Raw genomic sequence first — 16,813 nt, forward strand, 5'->3', positions numbered from 1 at the left:
CAAGACGCTGATCACTTCGACACGCCCAATGTGGGCCGCTCGTCATGGTCTTGCACCGACCCTTAACCCCCAAGCAACACCATGAAGATTGTATGCGAGGCGCCGATCCGGCGGCATCGTTTGATCATCATCGCAGCGTCCCTGGCCGCTGCCTTTTCTCAGCCGCAAGGCATTCTGGCGCAGTCGGCCTCCGACGCCCCCCCCACCGACGATGACATCGTCACCTTGAGTCCCTTCGAGGTAAACACGTCACAGGATATTGGTTACATGGCGACCTCGACGCTGTCGGGCACGCGCACCAACACCGCCCTCAAGGACGTCGCCAACCCGCTCGACATCATCACCGCCGAGCTCATGGAGGACCTCGCCATCCAGGACATTCAGGACCTCACCAGCGTCGCGAACGGCGTGGAGCCCAACGCCGCTGGCGACCTCAATTCCGACGGCCAGGAACGCGAGGTCTGGAACTACAACTACATGCAGATCCGCGGCTTCAAGACCGGCGTCCTGACCCGCAATTTCATGGATCTCAATGCCCAGTTCGAAGCCTACAACTCCGAGCGCGTCGAATTCTCCAAGGGTCCCAATGCCATCCTCTCCGGCTCCGGCAACCCCGGCGGCACCGTCAACTACGCCACCAAGGTGCCCCGCCTCGAGCGCAACGCCTACTCCATCACCCACCGCACCGATGATCTCGGCAGCCAACGTGTTGCCGCCGACGTCAACCAAGTGCTCATCCCCGACCAACTCGGCATCCGCCTGAGCGCACTCTGGGAAGATCAGGACTTCTACCGTTACCCGTCCTACGAGCGGCAGAACGCCTGGCACCTCGTCGGCAAATGGGCCCCCACCCGCGACACCAGCATCACCGTCGGCCACGAAACCCGCAGTTCCGAACGCGCCAGCCCCCGCGGCATCTTCCCGCGCGACTTCGTGACCGCTTGGCTCGACGCCGGCTCTCCCATCGTCACCGCGGTCCCCTCCAACAACAATGTGACCGTCGATGGCACCACCGTCTCCGCCGCCTCCCAGGGCCTGGCCACCATGAACGGCAACAACTGGATCCTCGATTCCGACGGTGTAATCCGCAACACACGCCGGACCGCCCGCGGCAACTTCACCCGCGCCAACGGCATCAACATGGACACCGTCGCCACCGGCTTCGACTACCCGCTCGATGTCTGGATCGGCGGCCCCAACGGCATCAACGACAGCGACTGGGACATCACCGAGCTCAACGTCACCCACCGCATCAGCGACGACTTCAACGTCGAGCTCGCCTTCGGTCACACCACCAACGAGGTCATGCAGGGCAACAGCGTCGATCGCCGCCTCTTCGTCGATCCCAATGACTTCGGCGACAACGTCCACCCCGGCGAGCTCTACATCGAGACCCGCCCGTTCTGGATCCATCGCGACATCGAGATCGATCACTACCGCGCCACCGCCTCCTACGAGTTCCATCCCGACGAGATCAACGAGTGGTTCGGTTCCCATCAGCTCGCCTTCGCCTACGAATACAACGAGCGCGACGAGGCCTGGAACAGCGGCCGCCTGACCATTACGGAAAATCCGTCCGGCGTGATTGATCCCACCGGTTTCTCCGGCGGCTACAACAACAGCTCCCTCGCCCTCTACGTGCGCGACTACCTCGACCCCTCCGCCGGCAAGGTCGCCCTCCACGACCTGCGCGACCTCTACTACTCCGACGGCATCAATCAGGACGGCTACGTCGCCAAGTTTCTGCCCAACACCAACTATGGCACCGCCCGCACCCTCACCGAGCAGGACAGCCTCCTCGGTGTCTTCCAGAGCCGCTGGCTGAAGGACCACCTCATCACCACCATCGGTCTGCGCAAGGACAAGCGCCGCGTCTACGACGCCCCGATGCAGGACGACGGCACCGGCCTCTTCGTGCCGGTTGAGCTCGAACCCGGCGCCCCCGACGGCAGCACCCTCTCCAACCACGCCGCCTTCACCTCCGCGCCCAACGTCGTTGAAGGTATCTCGCGCAACTACGGCGCCGTCATCCACGCCCTCGATTGGCTGAGCTTCTCGCTCAACTACGCCACCAACTTCTCGCCCCGCACCGAGAGCCGCGACCTCTACGGCGAGTTCATTCCGGCCTCCACCGGTGAGTCCACCGACTACGGCTTCCGCCTCAGCCTGCTCGACGATCGTCTCAGCGTCAGCCTCATCCACTTCGAAACCGAAGAGCTCAACTCCGCCACCAACGGCAACGGCATCAACTCGCCCTTCGACGAGATGCTCGCCGCCGACCAGATCCTGGTGGACAACGGCATCCTCCCCGCCGTGCGCCCCGTCGACCGCTTCACCACCGCCGACCGCAGCGCCAAGGGCGAGGAGCTCACCATCATCGGCAGCCCCACCCGCAACTGGACGATCCGCCTCACCGCTTCGAGCCTGGTCAACAAACAGACCAACCTCGCCCCAGATGTGCGCGCGTTCTACCTCGAGAATCTGCCGTTCTATCAAGCGCAGGATCAAACCCTCACCCGCACCGGTGGCACCACCACGTTGCGCACCTACGTGGAGGACATGCAGGAGCAATACGCCCTCATGAACACCCGCGAGAACGTGCAGGTCTTCCCCGCCAGCAAATACACCGCCCGCGGCACCTTGAAGTATACCTTCGATCGCGACACCGCCCTCAAGGGCTTCGCCATCGGCGGCACCGCCTCCTGGCGCAGCGCGCCCATCATCGGCTACTTCCTCCAGGCCGACGGTTCCTTCGACGTCAATCGCTACGCCCGCGGCGACTCGCGGATCAGCGCCGACCTCTTCCTCACCTACCAGCGCAAGATCGCCCGCGACATCGATTGGAAGATTCAGATCAACGTCAGTAACCTCTTCGACGAAGACGACCCCTTCCCGATCGGCGCGCGCAACGCCACCTCCGACGCCGGTTCGCCGTGGGTGGAAACACTCTACCGTCCGATGGACGGCCGCGTCATCTCACTCACCAACTCCTTCAGCTTCTGAGGTCGCACGCTGATTGAAATTTCACGGTCCGATCGGGCCACACTCAGGACGCCTGCGGGCGTCCTTTTTTTGTGCGCCGTCCTCGCCGTGCCCCGGATGCAACGGGTTGCGCGGGTGGCAACGTTGTCCCAGGCGCGAGCAGGTTTTTTTCCTCATACTAGACAACTCCTAGGGCGCCTTGAGGCTCCTCATGACTAGCCCGATCGGGCGGGAGTTTGTTAACCTCAACCCCAACTGCATCACCATGGAAATCACCTCTGGACCCCCGTCCGTGCGATCCTGGCGCGATCGTTCGCTGACCGCCACGTTGCTCACCGCGTGCCTGCTGCCTCTCAGCCTGGCCGCCCAAACCAATCCCGACACGTCCTCATTCGCCGAAGACGACGAGATCATCACCCTCAGCCCCTTTGAGGTCAGCACCGATCAGGACATCGGTTACCTCGCCACCGCCACCCTCTCCGGCACGCGCACCAACACCGCCCTCAAGGACGTCGCCAACCCGCTCGACATCATCACCGCCGAGCTCATGGAGGACCTCGCCGTCCAGGACATCCAGGATCTCACCAGCCTCGCCAATGGCGTGGAGCCCAACGCCGCCGGCGACCTCAACTCCGACGGCCAGGAGCGCGAGGTCTGGAATTACAACTACATGGAGATCCGCGGCTTCAAGACCGGCGTCCTCACCCGCAATTTCATGGACCTCAACGCACAGTTTGAGGCCTACAACTCCGAGCGCGTCGAATTCTCCAAGGGCCCCAACGCCATCCTTTCCGGCTCCGGTAACCCCGGCGGCACCGTCAACTACGCCACCAAAGTGCCGCGCCTCGCTCGCAGCGCCTATTCCATCACGCACCGCACCGACGACCTCGGTAGCCAACGCGTCGCCACCGACGTCAACCAGGTGCTCATCCCCGATCAACTCGGCATCCGCCTGAGCGCGCTCTGGGAGGATCAGGACTTCTACCGTTACCCGTCCTACGAGCGTCAGAACGCCTGGCACCTCGTCGGCAAATGGGCCCCTTCCCGCGACACCAGCATCACCATCGGTCACGAGCGACGCAGCTCCGAGCGCGCCAGCCCCCGCGGCATCTTCGCCCGCGACTTTGTCAGTGCCTGGGTGGCCGCCGGCTCCCCCATCGTCACCGAGGTCCCGGCCAACAACCGGGTGATCGTGGATGGCGTCAACTATTCCTCGTCCTCCCAGGGCCTGGCCACCGTCAACGGCAACAACTGGGTCCTCGATTCCGACGGCCTTATTCGCAACACCCGTCGCACCGCCCGCGGCACCTTCACCAAACTAAACGGTATCAACATGGATACCGCCGCCACCGGCTACGACTATCCGCTCGACGCTTGGATCGGCGGCCCCAACGGCATCAACGACAGCGATTGGGACATCACCGAGATCAACCTCACCCACCGCATCAGCGACGATTTTAACGTCGAACTCGCCTACGGCCATACCACCAACGACGTGCTCCAGGGCATGAGCATCGACCGTCGTCTCTTCGTCGATCCCAATGACTTCGGCGTCAACACCCACGCCGGCGAACTCTACATGGAGACCCGCCCCTTCATCATCGATCGCGATATGGAGATCGACCACTACCGCGCCACCGCCTCCTACGAGTTTCATCCCGATGAGATCAATGAGTGGTTTGGCAGTCACCAGCTCGCCTTCGCCTACGAATACAACGAGCGAGACGAGGCTTGGAACGGCGGTCGCATGACCATCACCCAAAACCAGAACGGTGTCGTCGACCCGGCCAATTTCTCCGGCGGCTACCAGAGCAGCTCCCTCGCCCTCTACATCCGCGATTACCTCGACCCCGCCGCCGGCAAGGTCGCCCTCCACGACCTGCGGGAGCTCTATTACTCCGATGGCATCAACCAGGACGGTTTCGTCGCTGAGTTTCTCCCCATCGCCGACTACGCCACCGCCCGCACCCTCACCGAGCAGGACAGCCTCCTCGGCGTCTTCCAAAGCCGCTGGCTGAAGGACCACCTCATCACCACCATCGGCCTGCGCAAGGACAAGCGCCGCATCTACGACGCCGCCATGCAGAATGACGGCACCGGCCTCTACGAACCCGTTGAGCTCGTGAGCGGCGCCCCCGAGGGCACCACCCTCTCCAACTACGCCGCCTTCATCGACGAGCCCACCACGGTCGAGGGCATCTCGCGCAACTACGGCGCCGTCATCCACGCGCTCGATTGGCTGAGCTTCTCGCTCAACTACGCCACCAACTTCTCGCCCCGCACCGAAAGCCGCGACCTCTACGGCGAGTTCATCCCGGCCTCCACCGGTGAGTCCACCGACTACGGCATCCGTCTCAGCCTGCTTCAGGATCGCCTGAGCATCTCACTGATCCACTTCGAGACCGAAGAGCTCAACTCCGCCACCAACGGCAACAACATCAACTCGCCCTTCAGCGCGATGGACGCTGCCGATCAGATCCTGGTCGACAACGGCATCCTGCCGGAGACGCGACTCGTCGACCGCTTCACCACCGCCGACCGAAGCGCCAAGGGCGAAGAGCTCACCATCATCGGTAGCCCCACCCGCAATTGGACCCTCCGCCTCACCGCCTCGACCTTGGTCAACAAGCAGACCAACCTCGCGCCGGATGTGCGGGCCTTTTACCTCGAGAACCTGCCCTTCTACCAGGCCCAGGATCCCTCCCTCACCCGCGCCAACGGCACCACCACCCTGGGCTCCTACATCTCCCAGATGGAAGACCAATACGCGCTCATGAACACCCGGGAAAACGTCCAGTCCTTCCCGGCCAGCAAGTATACCGCCCGCCTCACGGCCAAGTATGCCTTCGATCGCGACAGCGCCCTCAAGGGCTTCGCCATCGGCGGCACCACCCGCTGGCGCAGCGCCCCCATCATCGGCTACTTCCGCCAGGCCGACGGGTCCTTCGACATCACCCGCTACGCCCGGGGTGATTCGCGGATCAGCGCCGACCTGTTCCTGAACTACCAACGCAAGATCGCCCGCGACATCGATTGGAAGATTCAGATCAACATCAGCAACCTCTTCGACAACGACGATCCCTTCCCCATCAGCGCCCGCAACGAGGCCTCCGCCGAAGGTTCCCCGTTCGTCCGCACCCTCTACCGCCCGATGTCGGGTCGCGTGATCTCCCTCACCAATTCGTTCAAGTTCTGAACGAGTCGGCCACCAGACTGCCAACTACAACCCAGGGGTGCGCCGCATGCGGCGCACCCCTTTTAGCTTTTCAGCCTTTCAGCGTTTCAGCTTTTCCACGACCAGCCCCCCTTTTTTTAGCTTTTCAGTTTTTCAGCATTTCAGCGTTTCCCACCGCTCCCCTCCCCCCGCCGCAAATGCCACGTGTTGCACAATCCCTCCGTCGCCCCAGCCCGCGCTTTCGCGTCACCTTCCTTTGACCCTTTTAACGCCATCCTTATCCATGTTTCCCTTCATGAGTCTCCCCCGCCGCCTGCCCCGCTGGAGCCGCCTCGGTCTCTGCTGCCTCGCCGTCCTCCTCTCCGCTGTCGCCACCCGCGCCTACGAGAAGGTCATCTTCGCCGGCTCGTATTCAGATATCCATGACTTCGAGGCTTTTGCCGTGCGCGCCCAGCAATCCGGCGCCACCCACATCGATGTCACCCAGGACCTGCCGCTGGCCTACTGGGAACTCGACACTCCCGGTGACCCCTACCCGTCCTGGGTCATCTACAAATTTGGCCTGCTCAAAACCACCCGCCCCGGCGTCATCAAAGATTACGTGCCGGCTGAGCACTCCGAACGTGTCATGAGCATCCTCGAGGAGCGTTGCCGCGTCCTCCGCCGCCTCGGTCTCAAGGGCTGGTTTCTCTCCAGCGAACCCGCCATGCTGCCCGAGGCCGTCTTCACCGACCACCCGCTCTGGCGCGGCGCCCGCGTCGATCATCCTGGCCGCTCCCGCGTCGCCCGCTTCGCGCCTTCCATCGATCACCCCGAAGTGCTCGAACTCATGCGCGAAGGCATGCGCATCCTGCTCACCCGCTGCCCCGAGATCGACTCCGTCCAGTTCCTCACCAACGACTCCGGCTCCGGCCTCGACTGGAGCCCGGGCCTCTACAGCGGCCAGTTCGGCAACACCCTCTACCGCAACCGCTCCATGGAAGATCGCCTGCGCGGTTTCTTCGACGCCCTCCAGGCCGGCGCCGCCGACGCCGACACCACCGTCGACCTGCGCATGACCCTCACCCGCGACCCCGATCCCATGCGCATCGTGCGCAAGCTCACCCGCAACATGGGCATCGAAAACCTCGAGGGCCCCGACGGCCGCCCCTACATGCAACGCGTCGGTCGCACCGAGGGTTACCAGAACTACTTCAACCCCGTCCTCGGCATCCCCCGCCTGCCCGAGTTTGTGCGCGAGCTCGCCGCCGCCCACACCGGCAACTTCCCTCGCGTGCGCGTCATCATCGCCGACGCCCGCACCCGCGACCTCTACTTCTCCATCTACGACCGCTTCCAGCAGGAGCCCGCCCTCGACCAGATCAGCCAGCTCCAGCTCATGAAGGACGAAGCCATCGCCCGCGTCGGCGAGGCCCAGGCCAACACCCAGCTCGCCGTCTGGACCCATCTCGGCGATACCGTCCAGCTCATCAAGCTGCTCAACACCGGCGGCTACATCTACAACCTCGGCAGCATTCAACAACGTTGGCTCGTCCGTCCCTTCGTGCCCTTCCCCGACGAGATTCCCGCCGAGGACAAGGCCTACTATCGTCCCTTCCAATTCCAGGCGCTCAGCGAGGAGCTCGCCGAAACCCTCTCCGATGTGCAGGCCACCAACGTCTACACCGGCTGGAGCGGCCGCCACTTCCTCTTCCGCGTCTCCGTGCCCATCACCGATCACCTCTCGGCCGCCATCCGCCTCTCCGAGCAACTCGGCGACGACGACCTCGCCCACCGCCTCAAGATCTTCCAGTGCTTCGTCAACAACGCCCACAACGCCATCAGCTACCAGGCCCAGCTCGATCGCGTGAAGGACCGCGGCATCGACCTCGACCCCTATCCGGTCGTCGAATCCGCCTCCACCTGGGACCGCCAAATGATGATGGAGACCGCCCGCAAGGAACTCGATAACACGGCCGTGCTCATGCAGCTCCTCGGCGACGATCCCACGCAATACCTCCGCCTCGCCCCGACCAAAGCAGAGGAGGAAATCAGCCTGCTCCCGCCCGACATCCTCGATCAGCTGCAGAAGAAGCTGAACCTCATGAACGAGCGCTGGGAGGACTACAAACGCCTCTTCGACGTCCCCAACTGGTAGAGCGATCGCGTATCCTCCATCCCCCTACAAGCCCGCCCCTCCGGCGGGCTTTTCTGTGCACAGCATCAACCGAATGTCAGATTGGCCGACCACCCACCGGGGACCCGGAGCCTCGTCAGCACAGCAGTAGGTCCGCGCACCCTACTTCTCTCCTGATCGTTTCAGTTCAGTCTGGAGGTAATTCGGATGCTTTCGCTCCTGCACCAAACCGAGGACATACAGAACCTCACCATCGAGTTCGTAATAGACCAAGTAGGGGAAGGGTCGGCACTTCCGGCAGCGGAATCCGTGTGGGCCCACATGATCCCCTCCTGATCGGGCTATGATCGTCCGAACCGCTTCTTTGACCCGGGTATGAAAATCGTCGCCCAGTTTGGTGGAAATCGTCGCGTAGCGGGTTTCGGCCTCCTGCAGGTCTCGCTTGAAAACCGAGCTGAACCGAACGTTCACGCCTTTTCTCCAAACACCTCTTCAAAGGACAATCCCGGGTCTCGGCCATCCCGTAGCGCTTCAAGTCGGGAAATCAGGTCACCGCGGATCTCATCGTCGCTTCGACCATCTTCCTGCACACTGTCCATCAACAGTTTGGCGAGCATTCGCCGTTGGTCGGCTGGAAGCGCGAGAACCTCTTCGGCGAGATAAACGCTGGTGAGAGACATGGCGCCGACGCTATCCAGGGATGGTCGCTCCGCAAGTGCTCATTTCCGCCCAAACAGGTGGCTCGGAAAACCAGCCGCGGTTAGGTCTTCGAGCCGCCAACCGGTAGACCGAAAGTCCGCCGATCGGTCCTCCTTAGGGTGCGGCAGGGAAAGGCCCCGATCTCCATGAGTAGCTGCGCTTGAACCGAAGATGAAAGCGTGGCCCGAAGGCGACCATCCCAGGAACGTGAGGGGGTCGAGGCTCTCCATGGCGGCTACCGTGCAGTCCCGTTCCAACTCCACTCCTGTTTCGGAGGCAAAAATCCGTGGTTACCCGTGTGATCCGTGGCTCCTTGCCTCGTGGCCCATCCAACGAAGTAGAACGAGTCGCCTCCTACCGCGGCTTGCCGCGCATCACCGCGCGCACGTGCCGGCCGAAAGCGCGGTCCTTGCGCCGCTTTTCCAGATACGAACGATCGTGATGTTCGATCTCCCGCCCAAGCTTCTGGTAGCTGCGAAAGCGCTCCTCGCTGAGCGAACCTTCGGCCAACGCCTGCCGCACCGCGCAGCCCGGCTCCGACTCATGCGTGCAATCGCCAAACCGGCACGATCCGGCCAACGCCTTGATGTCGGCAAAACTCTCGTCGAGCCCCTCACTCGCGCCCACCAGACCCAGCTCCCGGATCCCTGGCGTATCGATAACCATGGCTCCGTTCGGCAGCGTCAGTAACTGCCGCCGGGTGGTGGTGTGCGTGCCTTCACCGGTGCCGCTCACTCCCTGCGTCGCCATGACCTCGCGGCCCAACAGCCGGTTGATCAAGGTGCTCTTGCCCACGCCCGATGAGCCCACCAGCCCATAGGTTTTGCCGGGCTCGAGCAACGCCTCGACGCGGTCCAACCCCTGCCCCGTCACGCCGCTCAGCGGAATGATCTGCCCGGTGATCCCCGCCCCCCGCAAGTCGCACACCAGCCCCGCCAGCTCGTCCTCGTCCACCAGATCCGCCTTGTTCAGCAACACCACCGGCTCCACCCCGCCTTCGCGACAGGCCACCAGATAACGTTCCAGCCGCCGCGTATTCAGATCGTAATGACAGGACTGCACCACCAGTGCCGCGTCGAGATTGGCCGCTATCAACTGCGGCGCCATTTCCCGCCCCGGTGACTTGCGGCTCAACACACTCCGGCGCGGTCCCACCGCGTGAATCACCGCCCGATCCGGCGACACCACCTGCACCGTGACCCAATCGCCCACCCCGGGCAGATCCAGCCCCTCCTCGACGCCAAAACGAAACCGGCCCGCCAGCTCCGCGACGCATTCGCCGCTCGCCGCCCGCACCACCCACGCCTCACGGTCCACCGCCACCACCCGCGCCCACTGCAAGTTCGGCTCCAGCGCGGCCAAAGCCACCCCAGCATGCCATTCGCTGAACCCCAGCGCATCCAAATCCATCGTCGTCTTCATCATCACCGTCCCCTGTCCTAACGGACGAAAGACACCGCACGACAATGGCGCCTGAGACTCAACGGACCGATTCGACCTCGGAGCAGGCGTTGCCGCGGCTATTCCGATGGGCTCCTCAAGCCTTTCCGCAGCAAGACCACGCCAATACTCAGAAAAACGAATCCGCCCAAGAGCGCTGCGTTTCCCTCCAGAGGAGCTCCGACACCGTGGCGTTGAACCAATCGCCCACTCCAAAGAATTCCGACACCCCACAACGCCATGACGGCACCCGCGCAAAACACCAAACGACTACCGGCCTTAAGCCAGCCCGAGAGCAGGTAGATAAGTGAAACACCCGCTATCGTGATCAACATCGGCGCCATAGAACTCCTTTCGACTGTTTGCGCTCAATCACTGCAGGACGGGAAGAGCGGTCATCTCGTTAGAATGTAACCTTCTCCGAAAAACAGGAGACATCCACATTTACCTACGGCTACCGTAGTATTTCTAACCAACGCCTTAAAGATTGAGGACCTGTTACATTGTAACGACATGACCCCGTCCGACTACAACAGCGACGCATACAATCGAACAGTCGGCCAAGGATAGCACCGAGGAAACGCAAGCGCGACGAAGCACAGGCAGCTGCTCGAAAGGATGGTGATTCGCGGTTTGCCCATCGTTTGAACTCAGCCGCGACTATTAACGGAGCTGATAGTCGTTGGCTGCGGTGGCTCAATGGGCTCTTCATTTGGTGGGCAGATTACGTCCGCACAAGCCAGTATCAAATTCGCGTAGTGGATGAAATATGGCTCCTTTTTTACTGATCCGAATCCCTTCGAAGACTCGTCGATGAGAAGCTGACCAACATCATAACCTTTCGAGAGCTTCTTGTCTGGACTGAGGCCAATATGGCTTTTGGCGACTACTACGAAATCTTCACGGACCTTCTTCGAGAAATGTGCGACTCGATTCCTAATAACCTTCGCGTCGTGAAGTCTCTGCTTCTGAAGTGCACTCAGATTGCTGAAAGGTGCTGCGTCTTTGATGTAAAGCCCAACTGTGTCCAGAAGTGTCGACCAGGTATCCCAAGACATGAAGTGCTTTGACGCATCATATTTCGGCTTCCCGGAGATTAGCTGGTAAGCGTGACTAATCGACTTCGCATGTCCGAGCAACAGGTTTGGAGAATAGCCACTTGGTGCCGAAGCACCTGCAATATAGCGCATCAAAGTAGCTTCGACTAATTCCTCCCACGCGATCAGCATCTGCATAAACGCTAGACCGACGATTCGTCTCGCGTGGCCGGGGTAATGACCTTCCCAGCCGTTGATATTATTCCAGTTCCCCTTAGCGTCGTCCGCGACTTTCGCGAACAGCTCAACCGCAGACATGATGCGAGCGTCGAAGTCCTCCCGAATCGAATTTAATGCCGGTTTCTTCATCTATTCGCCCGTCGATTGAGCCCACCGCGACTGCCATCGGAGCTGGCGGTCGTTGGCTGCGGCGGCGGCGGCGGCTGCGGCGGCGGCGGCGGCGGCTGGATGGGCTCTTGTCTTGTCCCTATTGAGGATGAGGCAAGAATACTCACGTGTGGTCCAAATTGCTCCTTTTTCTGGGTTACGTAGCAGGGGGGATATTCTGCGTCATCTACTTCTTCTTTTTCGCGCCCTTCGAGGTGGTGCTCACCTACATCTACAATCGAAAAAAGCCAGATGCTGCCGATATCGTGATCAAGTTACCGTTTCGGAATCATCTTGGATTCATTTTACTCGGAGGGGTGCTCCCAATACTGATCTGGATCTTCGCATTCTGGTATTTCGCGACGAGGTCATGAGCTCGCCCATCGTTTTAGGTCAGACAGGCCGACCTATCGGCCTTGTCTGCGCCGACTGGTTGGGCTCTATTGCATGGAATAATGATTTCATCCGAATATCTTCGTAAGAAGAACCGTCGCTAGTGCGACAAAAACGCCAACGATGATTTCGGCAAGATGCTCGCGCCACCATGGAGCTTCTTCCTTATCTGCACCCTTGGCGCTTCGATGTTCCAGAACGGCGTAAAGTGGACATTCGGAATAGTGCTGCGCTTTACTATCTTCCCAATACCATCTGGGATCGTTCGGCGGGATATTCTCTCTGCTCAATTTTCTGTGCGCAGCATCAGAATCAATCTCGTCTGAATATCTCGATAAAAAGCTACTGAAGTATCCGAATCGTTCGAAAACCACTTCCGGACAAAACTGAGCGATGAATGACAACTTGTCATTTGCTTTAAAAACTGAAGAGGCAGCTTCAGCAGTTGCCGGCCAAAGGTCGCTCTTCTTCCACATGCGCAAGAGCTTCTCATCTTCTTTCTTTTCGATTCCCGTGGCACCGGTCGACGGCAGCAAGCTGGTGCTCTGGTAGTAGCGCGGGCATGCCTTAATCGTCGCAAACGGGCACCGCGTCGGCATTTGCTTTTCGCGGCTTATGCGCGAATACCACTCAAGATCGGGAATAGTGGACATATGAGTATTTAATTTGCCCAATGTTTGAGGTCAGGCAGGACGACTTGTCGGCCTTGTCTGCACCGATTTGTTAGGCCTCATTTGTTTTATCGTCACTTAGTAGCTGAAGGTCAGATTCTTCAATTTCGCTGAGCTCGGCGGAGACCCTTCTTCTAATCTTGGTGATGCGAGCATCGTCGATTTCCCCTCTCGTCGCTTCGTAGAGCTCATCTTCAATCCACCTTCGCAGTGACGTGAGACGGTGGATCTTCACGGCTGACGACTTGTGTAATAAGTCGGGCCGAAAATGCTGACTCACGAGAGACGATGCCAAGACGAGGAGGCCGAGGAACCCCACAACGTGCTCACTAAAGGCCGTCGTGACAAAAGAAGAGGTCAGCACACCGCCGACAATAAACTGACCGATCACCAGCGAGGCTGAAGAGTAACGAAATAAACTGCGGCGACGCTCTTCATCGTCTAGGAGCTGGATCACCTCAGGTAGGCGCACCTCCTCACGTGGATCTCGTTTCGGGGTAAGGTCGGCAGAATTCGCCGCAGCTATGAGCTCAATACCCGTGAACAAATGCCCCTGCCTTTTGGCATATGACGCCAGTGCGCCACCGACTACTGTGGCTAAGGCGCTCGAAACTAGTGAGATGATTTCAACGCTCATTCTGTTCGCCTAACGATTTAGCTAAGCCGCGAGTCGCTGCGCGGAGCGCGGTGACTCGTTGGCTCGGGCGACTGGATGGGCTCTTTCATGAACATCAGAACTCTACTGCGAGGTGCCATCTGGAATCGGCCTCTTCTAGACTTAGAAGAACGCGCTTAAACTCACGAAGCTCGTCGACAACAGCAATGCCGGCGCTTGATGGGGAGGATGTGAAATGGCCGAGGAGTGCTTCGATCGTCACGAGCCCTTCAGCTGCCGTAAACCACTGTTCCTCGGGAATCATCGTCTCATCGTCGAAGAACTCGGAAACCTCCTCAGGATCCTGGCTGAAGAAGCTCATGAGCTCTCGCACTCCGAGCCGCTTCGCTAATTGCGAAAGCTGCTCTTCCGAATTTGAGAGAGCGTGTCCGTTCACGTGAATATCCAGTCCGTTCGGTGGGTTCTCGGCTACTATGTAAAGTGAAGCGCTCATAGTATTAATTCGCCCATCAGTGTTATTCACCCGCAGAAAGCGTGGCATATCCGGAAGGTCGGAGGTGGCCGACTAGCCGAAATAGGGTGGCGTGGTTGCTCATGAGCAAGGGGTAGCGTCATTTCTCTATTGGAGGCGCGACGACGAACCAATCCCCAAAAGACATAAAAGGCCATGTCTTTTGGGGTTTTGATCGTCGGCCCCTTCCCCGCCCGCCGACCTCTGACTAGAAGGGCTCTATGCGCGCCAGCAGGTCGTCGACGTGCGCCGTCGCCAGCGCGACCGAAGTATCGGCGGCGCCGTAGTAGAGTTTCACTTCTCCACCCGGCTCCAAAATCATGCCGCAGGGGAAGATCACACTGCCGCGGAAGCCGTTCACTTCGTAGTCGGCCTCCGGCATGATCAGCGGCTCCCGCGCCATGCCGATCACCTTGGAGGGATCGTCCTTATCGAGCAGCATGAGCCCGGAGTGGTAGGTCTTGAACCAACCCTGCGGCTCCCAGCCTTCCAGGCGCAGGTTCGGGTCTTTGTAGACGGCGTGAAACGACGTCAGCCAGCCCCGCTCGGTCTCGATCGGCGGTGCCGCCGGTCCGATCTTGGAGTTGGCAAAGGGCACTTCGTCCGGTCCCAGCACCGGCCGGTGGTGGCCCCAGTGCACGAGGTCGGGCGACTCGCCACACCAGATGGGAAACGCTTCCGGATCCTCCCGCATGTAAACCGGGAAGGGTCGCTCCAGGCGCACATACTTGCCGCCAAATTTGCGCGGAAACAGCACCATGTTGCGGCTGTCCGGCGCACTCACACTCAGCCACTGGAAGGTCTTAAAATCCTCCGTCGTCGCCACGCCCCCACTGATGCCATGGCCGGTGTCGATGGCGAAGCACATGTAGATCCGCCCATCGATCACCGTCAGCCGCGGATCATAAATGCGCCGCACCCAGTTGGCCGGGTAACGATGTCGCAACACATCCCGAAAGGCCGCCTGCACGTCCTCCAGCGCGAAGAGCGGCTGCGGCTCCACCGTCCAGTTCACGCCGTCCCGGCTGATGGCGAGACCGATGTTGGTGCCGTCAAACTGCGGATCGCCGTCACGCCCGTAGTCGTTGCGAAAGACCATGACGTATCGGCCGTCATGATACACGACGCCGGCATTAAAGACGAGGGTGGCGGGATACGGCACCTGACGGGCCGTGAGCACAGGGTTTTGCGAATGACGTTGCATGATAAAAGGGCGCGATGGCGGGACGAAGGCGCGGGCTCAGGGTAAGATTCAGGAAGTCGCCGACGGCGCGGCGGGATCGACCGTCTCTTCGGCCAGAGCCGGCGGCACCGGCGGCGGGCCGCCGCGGTAGTAGCGGTAGAGCACCAAGGCCCCGAGCGGATGCAGGCAGCCGGCAAAGAGGAACATGAAGTCGTAGCCGAAGTGATCGACCAGAGGACCGGCGATGTAGTTGAAGGCCACGCTGGTGAAACCGCCCAGCGCACTGAGGATGCCGATCGAGGTCGCCACCGTGCCGGGCGGCGCGAGGTCGGTCACCAGCACGTTGATCATGGTGAGCCAGGCGTTCGCCATGACGTAGGCAAACACCATCATGAAGAGCACCAGCGGTTTGCTCGCCACCGCCCACGGCGCCAGCGCCAGACAGGGCGCCAGCCAGACGAGGCGCTGCATCGCGATGCGTCGCGCGGTGGCCGCGTCACTGTGCACCTTGAGCAGGCGGTCCGACCACGAGCCGATCACCACGTTGCCGATGGCAGCGACCGCCGGGGGCAGCCAGGTCCACTTGCCCAGCTCGGCGAGCGTCCAACCGCCCCGTTCCTGCAGAAACCCGGCCTGCCAATAGATGAGAAAAAACCACGCCGGATCGGTCAGCAGTCGCGCGATCAACACGCCGCGAATGCGCCGACTCGTGAGCACAAACTTGAGCGCCGCCAGACCCCGCATCGGCTGCGGTTCGGCGGGTTTGGCCGTGCCGTCGGTCGGGCCCGCCGCTGCGGCACTGCGGCGCGGTTCGCGGTCGCTGAGGAACCACACCGCCGCCAGCGCCAGACTGAAGATGCCGGGCAACAGGAAGGAGCTGCGCCATCCGTGTGACAGCGTGATCGCCGCCACCAGCGGGGCCGTCATGATCGGGCCGGCCGATTGCAGGGCCTGATGCATCGTGACCACAAATCCCCGCCGCTCCCGCGGAAACCTCTTGGTGATGAGCACCATGATCGACGGCACCACGCCCGACTCCGCGATGCCGAGCACGACGCGCGCCGCGAGCAGTTCGTGGAAGTTGCGCGCCAGTCCGCAGCCGATGGTCGCCAGCGCCATGCCGAGCAGGAAAATCGACGCACAACGCCGCGTGCCCCAACGATCGATGATCTGCCCCGACACCAGATACCCCAGCGTGTAGGGGATCATGTAACCCGTGATGAGGATGCCGTAGGCCTCGTTGTTGAGATCAAACTCCTCCGAGAGCGTGGACTTGAGGATGGCGAGCGTCTGGCGGTCGATGAAGAACAACACCGAGGCTGACACGAGCATCATGAGCAGGGCCCATCCGGTGGCGCCAATGCGCGGCACCGAAGCGGTCGAGGACGAGGAGGGAGGATTCATGGAGGTTTGGGGTCCGCCGGACGGACCGGGCTTTAATGGGGGGGGCGACGCCACCACCTGCGCGGCGTCTTGCCCCGACGCTGCGTCGACGCTCCGCGTCCGACAACGACCTCACCTGCGCAACGCGTTGCCCTGGGTTGCGTATGACGGAGGTCGGTCGTCGCGGACCCGTTGATATCGGCCGCACGCGGCCGGTCCG

The 16,813-nt window shown here is 61.3% G+C and carries 12 protein-coding genes; 3 read left to right on the forward strand and 9 right to left on the reverse strand.

Going from position 1 to position 16,813, the window contains the following annotated elements; translation table 11 throughout:
- Positions 1 to 81: 81 nt before the first annotated feature.
- The 3 genes from K1X11_RS13105 (at position 82) to K1X11_RS13115 (ending at position 8,294) form a co-directional block, all read left to right on the forward strand.
- Positions 82 to 3,003 (forward strand): TonB-dependent siderophore receptor, encoded by a 2,922-nt coding sequence (locus K1X11_RS13105; protein WP_221033188.1) that lies wholly within the window; start codon positions 82 to 84, stop codon positions 3,001 to 3,003.
- 190 nt (positions 3,004 to 3,193) lie between these two features.
- Positions 3,194 to 6,178: a TonB-dependent siderophore receptor gene (locus K1X11_RS13110; protein WP_221033187.1), complete on the forward strand. Its 2,985-nt coding sequence runs from the start codon at positions 3,194 to 3,196 to the stop codon at positions 6,176 to 6,178.
- 274 nt (positions 6,179 to 6,452) lie between these two features.
- Positions 6,453 to 8,294, forward strand: coding sequence for a hypothetical protein (locus tag K1X11_RS13115; RefSeq protein WP_221033186.1), 1,842 nt, complete (start codon positions 6,453 to 6,455; stop codon positions 8,292 to 8,294).
- A 141-nt stretch (positions 8,295 to 8,435) separates the two neighbouring features.
- Here K1X11_RS13115 and K1X11_RS23515 read toward each other — a convergent pair whose 3' ends face one another.
- The 9 genes from K1X11_RS23515 to K1X11_RS13155 all read right to left on the reverse strand — a co-directional run bounded on the left by K1X11_RS23515 (position 8,436) and on the right by K1X11_RS13155 (position 16,614).
- Positions 8,436 to 8,744: a type II toxin-antitoxin system RelE/ParE family toxin gene (locus K1X11_RS23515; RefSeq protein ID WP_221033185.1), complete on the reverse strand. Its 309-nt coding sequence runs from the start codon at positions 8,742 to 8,744 to the stop codon at positions 8,436 to 8,438.
- The gene (locus tag K1X11_RS13120; RefSeq protein WP_221033184.1) at positions 8,741 to 8,953 is read right to left on the reverse strand and encodes an addiction module protein; all 213 of its coding nucleotides are present in this window, start codon (positions 8,951 to 8,953) and stop codon (positions 8,741 to 8,743) included. Before K1X11_RS13120 ends, K1X11_RS23515 begins: the two co-directional genes overlap by 4 nt.
- Before the next feature lie 373 nt (positions 8,954 to 9,326).
- Complete coding sequence (gene rsgA, locus K1X11_RS13125) at positions 9,327 to 10,397, reverse strand: ribosome small subunit-dependent GTPase A (protein ID WP_221033183.1); 1,071 nt, start codon at positions 10,395 to 10,397, stop codon at positions 9,327 to 9,329.
- 665 nt (positions 10,398 to 11,062) lie between these two features.
- Positions 11,063 to 11,818 (reverse strand): hypothetical protein, encoded by a 756-nt coding sequence (locus tag K1X11_RS13130; protein ID WP_324725977.1) that lies wholly within the window; start codon positions 11,816 to 11,818, stop codon positions 11,063 to 11,065.
- 479 nt (positions 11,819 to 12,297) lie between these two features.
- Positions 12,298 to 12,882 carry a hypothetical protein gene (locus tag K1X11_RS13135; RefSeq protein WP_221033181.1) on the reverse strand — a complete coding sequence of 195 codons (585 nt, stop codon included), beginning with the start codon at positions 12,880 to 12,882 and terminating at the stop codon, positions 12,298 to 12,300.
- 70 nt (positions 12,883 to 12,952) lie between these two features.
- The gene (locus K1X11_RS13140) at positions 12,953 to 13,537 is read right to left on the reverse strand and encodes a hypothetical protein (protein ID WP_221033180.1); all 585 of its coding nucleotides are present in this window, start codon (positions 13,535 to 13,537) and stop codon (positions 12,953 to 12,955) included.
- Between the two features lie 94 nt (positions 13,538 to 13,631).
- A complete protein-coding gene (locus K1X11_RS13145) occupies positions 13,632 to 14,009 on the reverse strand; it encodes a hypothetical protein (RefSeq protein ID WP_221033179.1) in 378 nt (125 codons plus the stop codon).
- Between the two features lie 226 nt (positions 14,010 to 14,235).
- Positions 14,236 to 15,231 carry a glycoside hydrolase family 130 protein gene (locus K1X11_RS13150; protein ID WP_225919737.1) on the reverse strand — a complete coding sequence of 332 codons (996 nt, stop codon included), beginning with the start codon at positions 15,229 to 15,231 and terminating at the stop codon, positions 14,236 to 14,238.
- Positions 15,232 to 15,279: 48 nt separating this feature from the next.
- Complete coding sequence (locus K1X11_RS13155; protein WP_221033178.1) at positions 15,280 to 16,614, reverse strand: MFS transporter; 1,335 nt, start codon at positions 16,612 to 16,614, stop codon at positions 15,280 to 15,282.
- Positions 16,615 to 16,813: the final 199 nt, after the last annotated feature.

Origin of the sequence: Actomonas aquatica (genome assembly GCF_019679435.2) — a bacterium.
In the GTDB taxonomy this organism is placed as follows: Bacteria; Verrucomicrobiota; Verrucomicrobiia; order Opitutales; family Opitutaceae; genus Actomonas; species Actomonas aquatica.